The organism is Streptomyces torulosus (assembly GCF_001419765.1).
In the GTDB taxonomy this organism is placed as follows: Bacteria; Actinomycetota; Actinomycetes; order Streptomycetales; family Streptomycetaceae; genus Streptomyces; species Streptomyces torulosus.
Genome location: NZ_LIRK01000638.1, coordinates 1 through 8,444, shown reverse-complemented (window position 1 = coordinate 8,444; position 8,444 = coordinate 1). Strand labels below are relative to the sequence as shown.

Below are 8,444 nucleotides of genomic sequence, written 5' to 3'. Positions count from 1 at the left end.
CGCTCCCCGCCCGAACCCCGACCCCATACGACCAGCCCCTTCCACCACTCACCACCACCGCCCGACGACTCCCGACCGACTCCCGCTCCCGCTCCCGCCTCACCGCCCGCTCACACAGGGTCGACCCACCGACCCGCAGCCCTCACAGGCGCCTCACCGCAGCCGACCCCTCCCCCTCCCCTCACGCCACCGCCCGATACGACGGCTCCCCGAGGAACGCCAGGACGGCGCGGGCGGTCGCGTCGTTCTGGCGGAAGGCCGGGCCGCCGGTGCGCGGCCGGGTGAAGGCGCCCGGTGCGCGGCTGTCGGTGTACGGCCCGAGCGCGAAGCGCCGAGGGTGGGGGCGCCCTTTCCGGTCCAGCAGCCTCCCGTCCGCCGGGTCCACGGCGAGCAGCCCTTCCGGGGTCTCGGCCACACCCCCGTCGTCGTACAGCTCGCGCAGCAACGCGTCCCGCGCCCGCGCGACCGTCGGCTCCGGCAGCCGCGCCTCCACCAGCGCCCTCGCCTCGACCGACCCGCCGGGCACCGTGGGACTCGACGCCCGGAACACCCCGTTCTCCGCGGCGACGGCCATGTCCGCGCCGACGAAGTGGAGGACGCCCGCCCGCGACAGCGCGAGCAGTTGCCGCAGCCGGGGGCCGGGCGGCCCCGACGCGAGGTAGCTGAAGAACCCGTGCCACCAGGGCCCGATGTCCCCGAGCCGGATCAGCTGCCCGTAGACCGACAGCAGCCCGAGGAAGACGCCGAGGTCAGGGCTGTACGCCGGGTCGTGACGGCGCGCCAGGTCCCCCTCGACATGGGCCCGCAACCCTTCCTGGAACTCCGCGTACGACCCGTAGCGCGCCCCGGCCAACGGCCTGTCCAGCGCGGCCAGGTCCAGCCGGTCGGCGGGGTCCGGCACCGCGGACGCCACCAGGGCCGCGCGCTCCGCCGCGTCCGCGATCGCCGCGTATCTCTCCTCGAAACCGGCCCGGTCCATGGCCGTCCGCTCGGGGTGGGCGGTGTACAGCCGGTGGTAGTGCGCGAACCCCAGCTCCTTCTCGATCAGCGGCCACACGTCGCGTCGGAAGTCGAACCCGCCCTGACGCGCGCGCAGTTCGTCGACCTCGGCCGGCCCGAAGAACCGCGGCAGCGGCGGCCGCTCGCCCTCCAGCCCGTACCCGATCTTCGAGCGGTACGGCACCCCGCGCCGCGACCCGACGTGCAGGACGGGCTCCCGCCCGGACGGGACGTAGGTCAGCTCACCGTCGGGGTCGCCCTCGTACCGTCCGCCGCGCCCCTCCGTCACCAGCGCCATGAGGTCGACGAAGGCGAGCCCGAAGCCCCGCACGAGCACCGGTTCACCGGGCGCGAGCCGGGACAGGTCGCTGTCGGCGGTGAAGTCCGGCGGCAGATGGACCAGTCCGTGGGCCTCGGCGTATGTCCCCAACGCGCGCTGCTCGTCGTCGAGTTCGGCGTCCAGATGGCCGAGCGCGAGGATGACGAGGTCCGCGGGGAGCGGCCGGGGGCGTCCCTCCAGCCACACCCGCTGCCGGCCGTCACGGGGACCGTCCACCCGTAGGGCGCGACGCGGATGGTGGCGGACGGTGACTCCCGGCGGCAGGTCGGCGACGGCACGCTCGTACACCCAGTTCAGATAGGCGCCCTGGATCCGCCGGTCCGGGAAGTGCCGCCCGTCGAGTCCGGCCCACTCGTGCAGCGTGGGTCCCTCCCGTACGGGGCCGTCCATCCGTACCGTCTCGTCGGTGAACATCGTGACGTCCTCGGCCTGCGAGTTCATCCACAGCAGCGACGACTGGTCGGCCCGCCAGATGCGTCCGGCGCCCGGCGGATACGGGTCGACGAGATGGATGTCGAAGCCGGGTCCGTCGTGGGCCCCGCCCAGGTTGGCGGCGATGCGTTCGATGACCCCGGTCCCCCGCGGCCCGGCCCCGACGATCACCAGCGACGGTCGCGGCGGGCTCCCCCCGGCGTCGCTCATCGCGACCGCCGGGATCCGGCGAAACGCCCGGGAGCGGCGGAAGCGGCGGCAAGGCGGCAGGAAGAGGGCGGAGAAAAGGGAGAGGGCATGCGAAAGGCTCCGTGGCACGTCGAGTCGAACACGGTGCCTTCACACGCGGCGCGTACCGGACGCGCACGACCGAGCCCCTCAGCAGCGGTCTGTGCCGAGAGTACGGGGGCGGTTCCCCGCACTGTCAAGGCTGTCCGCACTGTGAGCGCTACGTCTCAAGTCGGTTGACGCGCAACCGTATGCCTGTTCCACTGGGGCTCATGCATTCGCAGCAGTGGCTGGTCAAGCGCTCCCACATCGACTTCGGTCGCGTGTGGTCCTCTTCCTGTTGAGCCGACCCCACCGCGCGCCCCGTCCGTAGACCGGGGCGCCGCTCGCGTTCTCCCTCAATCCCGCACGCTCGCCTTCACACGCGCACCCCTCATCGCGCTCACCCGCGACGACGCACGCGCGGCCGGCAGCCGTACCCTCGGCCCGGCTGCGGGTCAGCAGTCGCAGCAGTCACACGCATCGCAGCAGTCGCAGTCCCGGCAGCAGCCCTCCCGCTTCTTCCGGGACCACGGCCCTTCGTACTCCTTCGCACAGCACAACTGGCAGGTGCAGCACAGCAACCAGAACATCCCGCAACCGGCCCAGAACCCCCGCCGCCTGGGCGGCTGCGGCTGCGGCACTCCGCCGAAGCCGCCGGGCCCGCCACCGCTGCCGCCGTACGCGCCGCCACCGCCGAACGGGTTCCCGCCGCCGTAGGGGTTCCCGCCCGCCCCGCCGTACGGGTTTCCGGTGCCGCCCCCGTACGGGTTGCCGTGCTGCGGGGGCCCGCCGTGCTGGTGCGCCGCGCAGACTGGCACCGTGCCGAACGCCCGGTCGACGGAGCGCCGGAGTTCGTGCACGAGCAGCAGATGGGCCAGCTTGCCGTCGACGAAGTCGACCTCGCGCAGGGCGAGCCGGATGCCGTGCAGGGCGTCCTCGGCGAGCCGCCGGGCCTCGGGCAGGGACGTCCCGGTCGCGGTCAGCGGGTTCCACGCGCCCGAGGCGGCGTCGTCGGCCCGGTCCTCGACCGCGTCCAGCAGATGGGCGAGCCGTCCGAAGAGCCGGCCGGCCTCGGCGAGCGGTTCGACGTTGCCCGGGCGTCCGGCGAGCACCGCGGTGTGCGCGAAGGCCGCCGCGGTCGCCGTCTCGGTGGGCTCGGTCACCGTCAACAGCGGTGTGCCCGGCCCGGCGAGCGCCTCGATGCCGAGCTGCCGGTCGACGGCGTCGACCAGCACCGCCGTGTCGAAGCCGAGGTCCGAGCCGGTGCGCGCGCCGGCGCGCCCCCAGCTCGTCGCGACCCGGCGCGCGGCGGACGCGACCGGCTTGCGCGCCAACAGTCCGTCACCGTCGGCCACGTGGTCGCGCACCTTGGCCGACGCGAGGACCAGTGAGACGGCGGCGGCGAGCCGAGCGCCCTCGCCCTGCGCGACGGATGCGGTGCGCATCCCCCGCAGCGGGCAGGGCCCTGCGGTGCGCCGCCAGTCGGTGGTCCGCTCGGCCTGAGCCTCCGTCAGAACCGAGACCAGCAGGCCGTCGTAGTTCGTCACGATGCGGGCGAACTGTCCGTGGTCCCCGCGCAGCGCGAGGCAGAGCCCGCACAGATGTGCCATCCACTGGGTCTTCAGTCCCTCACCGAGCCGATGACCGCAGGGCCTCACGATTCCGAACACGACGTCCCCCGTGTCTGTCGCGCGCTCCGAACGGCCACGCGCACGTGCCTGAACTGCGCCGCATCGTAGCCGCCGGAACGTTCACCCGGACGCTCGACACTCACCCAAACGCCGCGAACAATATTATTTCACTCTCAGTCAGCAGACGTGTACAGCGCAGCCCTTGGGGCACATGGACTCTCGACGAATTCGTTCTGCACCAGTACCGTCACGAAACCCCCGTGCGGCGTCTATCCACTTGGCGAGACATCCGCATCATGGACGACGATAGGGATGCGGAAAGAGAAAAAGACCGCTGTGAGAGGAGGCGTCCATGGGATCGGTGCGCAAGGCGAGTGCCTGGCTTGGCCTCGTCGACGACAACGACGACGAGCGTTACTACGACGACGACTACGCCGATGAGCGGGAGTCCGGGTCCGGCGAGGCATGGGTCACCGACCCTCGTGTGAAGGTCGCGTCCGAGTCCGCCCACGAGCAGGGCCGCCGGATCGGCACGGTCACCCCGGACAGCTTCCGCGACGCACGGCACATCGGCGAACTCTTCCGGGACGGCGTCCCGGTCATCATGAACCTCACGAACATGGAGCCCGCCGACGCCAAGCGTGTCGTCGACTTCGCCGCCGGCCTGATCTTCGGTCTGCGCGGCTCGATCGAGCGGGTCTCCAACCGCGTGTTCCTGCTGACCCCCGCCGACACGGAGATCGTCAGCGGCGAGGCCGCCGGCCGACCGGCCGACGGCTTCTTCAACCAGAGCTGAGGCAGGGCGGCTCACCGCCCCGCCTTCCGGTGCCCCCGGTCACCGGAAGGCGTCGAGTCCGGTGAGCGCCTTGCCCAGCACGAGCTGGTGCATCTCGACGGTGCCCTCGTAGGTGAGCACGGACTCCAGGTTGGTCGCGTGCCGCATCACCGGGTACTCCAGGGAGATCCCGTTCGCACCGAGGATCGTGCGGGCGGTACGGCAGATCTCGATCGCCTCTCGTACGTTGTTCAGCTTGCCGAAGCTGATCTGCTCGGGACGGAGTCGTCCCGCGTCCATCCGCCGCCCCAGATGGTGGGCGAGCAGAATCCCCTTGTGCAACTCGACCGCCATGTCGGCGAGTTTGGCCTGGGTGAGCTGGAAGCCCCCGATCGGCCTCCCGAACTGCTCCCGGGTCCTGGCGTAGTCGAGCGCGGCCTCGAAACTCGACCGCGCCGCCCCCATCGAGCCCCACACGATCCCGTACCGGGCGTGCGACAGACAACTGAGGGGCCCCTTGAGCCCCTTGACCTCCGGCAGTACGGCGTCGGCGGGCAACCGGACGTCGTCGAGGACGAGTTCGCTGGTGACGGAGGCCCGCAGGGACCACTTGTGCTTGATCTCCGGCGCCGAGAACCCGGCGGTGTCCGTCGGTACGGCGAACCCGCGGATGCCGTCGTCCGTCTGCGCCCACACGACGGCGACCCCGGCGACGGACCCGTTCGTGATCCACATCTTGCGCCCGTTGAGGACCCAGTCGGTGCCGTCGCGCTTGGCGTACGTCCGCATCGAGGCCGGGTCGGACCCGTGGTCGGGCTCGGTCAGCCCGAAGCAGCCGATGACCTCGCCGGCCGCCATCCGCGGCAGCCAGGCCTCCTTCTGCTCCTCGCTGCCGAACCGGTGGATGGCGTACATGGCGAGGGAGCCCTGCACGGACACCAGCGACCGGATCCCGGAGTCAGCGGCCTCCAGCTCCAGACAGGCGAGCCCGTACTGCACGGCACTGGCTCCCGCGCACCCGTACCCGTCGAGGGACATGCCCAGCGCCCCGATCGCCCCCAGCTCCCGGGCGAGCTCGCGGATCTCCGGCAGCTCGCCCCGCTCGTACCACTCGGCGACGAACGGCAGCACCCGGTCCGCGGCCCAGCTGCGCACGGTGTCCCGCACCGCGAGATCCTCGGGTTCGAGCAGGTCGTCGATGCCGAGCGGGTCGGCGGGGTCGAAGGACGGCGACTTCGCGGGCACGGACATGAGGGCAACCTCCGGCTCACTAAAACTAGCAACGCTAGGCAGATTACCCACACGCCCCGGCCACGCCCAGTGCCCGACGGCTCAGCGCACCGACTCCGCCCGCACGGGCGTCGCCGTCGCCTCCCTCGGCCCCGGGACGTCCGCCTCGCACTCCATGGCCCGCGGCAGCCGCAGCGCCATGACCGCGCCCAGTACCAGCAGGCCCGCGCTCACCAGCAACGTCACATGCAGACCGTGCACGAAGGAGTCCCGGGCCGCGTGCCGCAGCGCCTCCCCGGAGGGCCCGCCCAACCGCCCGGCGATCTCGTACGCCTCCCCGAGCGAGTGCCCCGCCGCCGCGGACGCCGACGAGGGCACCCCCGGCACCGACGACAACCCGGGCGCGTACGCCGCGTTCATCACGCTGCCGAGGAGGGCGATGCCGATGCCCGCGCCCAGCTGGTAGGAGGTCTCACCGATCGCCGCGGCCCCGCCGGCGGACGACGCGGGCGCCTCGCTCAGCATCGACTCGTACGCCGCGAACAGGGTCGTCTCCAGTCCGAAGCCCAGCAGGACGAACCCGGTGAGCAGCAGCGCCGCGTTGTCCTGGCGGCCCATCGCCGTGAGCAGCACCACCGCGAACGCGGTGAGGCAGAAGCCCAGTGACACCATGCGGCGCGGGCCGAAGCGGTGCAGCAGATGAGAGCCGACGAGCCCGGCCGCCATCGCCGCGACGGTCAGCGGCAGCAGCCGCAGCCCGGTCTCCAGCGGGGAGAGCCCGAGGACCAGTTGCAGATACTGCGCGGCGATCAGTTCGAGGCCCACCAGCGCGAGCATGGCGAGGACGATGCAGCCGACGGAGGTACTGAACGCGGGCCGCGCGAACATCCGCAGGTCGACCAGCGGATGCCTCCGGCGCCGCTGCCGGCGCACGAACGCGGCCATCAGGAGGCCGCCCCCGAGCAGCGCCACCGCGGTGCCCGGGTCGAACGGCGGGTGCCCGCCGCCGAGCCGCTTCACGCCGAGGACGACACCGAAGAGTCCGACGGCCGCCATCAGCGCGCCCACGACGTCCCACGGCCCCTCGCGGTCGCCGGTCGACTCCGGCAGCAGCAGGCGTCCGACGGGCAGGCTGACGAGCATCAGGGGGATGTTGACGAGGAAGACGGAGCCCCACCAGAAGTGCTCCAGCAGGAACCCGCCGAGCAGGGGTCCGACGGCCGCGCCGACCGCGGCGACGGCGCTCCAGACACCGATGGCGAGGGCCCGCTCGCGCCGGTCGGGGAACACCTGCCGGAGGATCGACAGCGTCGCCGGCATGATCATCGCGCCGCCGACGCCGAGCAGCGCCCGGGCCGCGATCAGGACCTGCGGGTTCTCGGCGAAGGCGGCGAGTCCGGAGGCGACACCGAACAGGGCGTAGCCGAGGAGCAGGACGCGTCTGCGGCCGACGCGGTCGCCGAGGGTCCCGAAGAGGATCAGCAGCGAGGCGCAGACGAGCGGGTAGACGTCGACGATCCAGAGGAGCTCTATGGCGCCGGGCTTGATGTCCTCGGTGACGGCGGGCACCGCCACGTGCAGCACGGTGGCGTCCACGGCGACGAGCAGCAGGCTGACGCAGAGGACGACGAGGACGACCCATCGGTTTGCACCGGCCCCGGCCTCCCTACGGCATCGCGCGGCGGCCGTGGGCGTCCCGGACATGTACGTACCTCCCAGATGCTCTCGCGTTCGGCGGGACCGCGGGGCGGGGACTCCCCGGCGGCTACGGCCCGGGAGAGCGGCGGCCCGGACCCGCGCAACGAAAGGCGAGTGAGCCGTCAGGGTACGCGAGTTCTGGCCGGTGAGGCGTGGTGGGTGTCTCATGGACGGCTTCCGCGGTGTGTGGCGTGCGACACTCCGCCGACCGTCCACGGGTTCTCCACGGGTCCTCCATCGCCCGTTCCCCGGTCGTCGGTGGGTCGTCCGTCACGGCCCCTCACCGACCATCACGTGCGAACCTCCCGGCCGGTTCCGGGCACCGCCGATAATCGAGCGCGTGACCGATCTTGCTACGCGCCCGGCGCCGCCCCTCCTCCGGCGGGCCGCCCCCGCACTCCTCGGGTACGCCGCCGTGCGCGCCCTGGGGGTCGTCGTGCTCACCCTGTGGAGCGCGGCGCGCGACAAGAGCGCCCTGACGCTGCTGTCGGCCCGCTGGGACGCGCTCTGGTACACGAGGGTGGCCGAGCTGGGTTACGGCTACGAGGTGCGCCTGCCCAACGGCGACGTCCACTCGAACCTGGCCTTCTTCCCGCTGCTGCCGTGGCTGGAGCGGGCGGTGTCGGCGGTGACGCCGCTGTCGTACGCGCACGCCGGGCTGGCCGTCGGCACGCTGGCCTCGCTCGGGGCGGCCTGGGGGATCTTCGCCGTCGTCGACCTGGTGTACGGCCGGCGGGCCGGAGTGTGCGCGGTGCTGCTGTGGGCGGTGCTGCCGGTGGGGATCGTGCAGTCGATGGCGTACACGGAGGCGCTGTTCACCGCGCTGGCCGCCTGGTCCCTGTACGCCGTCCTGACCGGCCGCTGGGTGACGGCGGGCGCCCTGGCCGCCCTCGCGGGCCTCACCCGCCCGGTGGGCCTGGCGGTGGTCGCGGCGGTATGGACGGCGGCGATCACGTCGTACGTACGACAGCGACGCCACGACCCGACCACGCCCCCTTCACCCGCCGGCACCCCGGAGCGGGCTCTCTCGCTTTCCGGCACCCCAGACCCCGCTCCGGGGTGCCGGCGG

At 72.6% G+C, this 8,444-nt stretch carries 6 protein-coding genes; 2 read left to right on the top strand and 4 right to left on the bottom strand.

The window, feature by feature from the left end:
- Positions 1-181: 181 nt before the first annotated feature.
- Both AOK23_RS36100 and AOK23_RS36095 read right to left on the bottom strand, forming a co-directional pair.
- Positions 182-1,981 carry an FAD/NAD(P)-binding protein gene (locus AOK23_RS36100; RefSeq protein ID WP_055716740.1) on the bottom strand — a complete coding sequence of 600 codons (1,800 nt, stop codon included), beginning with the start codon at positions 1,979-1,981 and terminating at the stop codon, positions 182-184.
- Between the two features lie 515 nt (positions 1,982-2,496).
- Positions 2,497-3,711 (bottom strand): DUF5685 family protein, encoded by a 1,215-nt coding sequence (locus AOK23_RS36095; protein WP_079049903.1) that lies wholly within the window; start codon positions 3,709-3,711, stop codon positions 2,497-2,499.
- Positions 3,712-4,024: 313 nt separating this feature from the next.
- On the opposite strand from AOK23_RS36095, the gene AOK23_RS36090 reads away from it, so the two are divergent.
- Positions 4,025-4,468 (top strand): cell division protein SepF, encoded by a 444-nt coding sequence (locus AOK23_RS36090; RefSeq protein WP_055716739.1) that lies wholly within the window; start codon positions 4,025-4,027, stop codon positions 4,466-4,468.
- A 39-nt stretch (positions 4,469-4,507) separates the two neighbouring features.
- Here AOK23_RS36090 and AOK23_RS36085 read toward each other — a convergent pair whose 3' ends face one another.
- On the bottom strand, positions 4,508-5,698 hold the full coding sequence (locus tag AOK23_RS36085) for an acyl-CoA dehydrogenase family protein (RefSeq protein WP_055716738.1): 1,191 nt from the start codon (positions 5,696-5,698) through the stop codon (positions 4,508-4,510).
- Between the two features lie 81 nt (positions 5,699-5,779).
- Entirely contained in the window at positions 5,780-7,381 is a 1,602-nt protein-coding gene (locus tag AOK23_RS36080; protein WP_055716737.1) for an MFS transporter, read from the bottom strand.
- A gap of 334 nt (positions 7,382-7,715) precedes the next feature.
- On the opposite strand from AOK23_RS36080, the gene AOK23_RS36075 reads away from it, so the two are divergent.
- The coding region (locus tag AOK23_RS36075) for a glycosyltransferase family 39 protein (RefSeq protein ID WP_240496717.1) at positions 7,716-8,444 on the top strand (729 nt) is incomplete at its 3' end.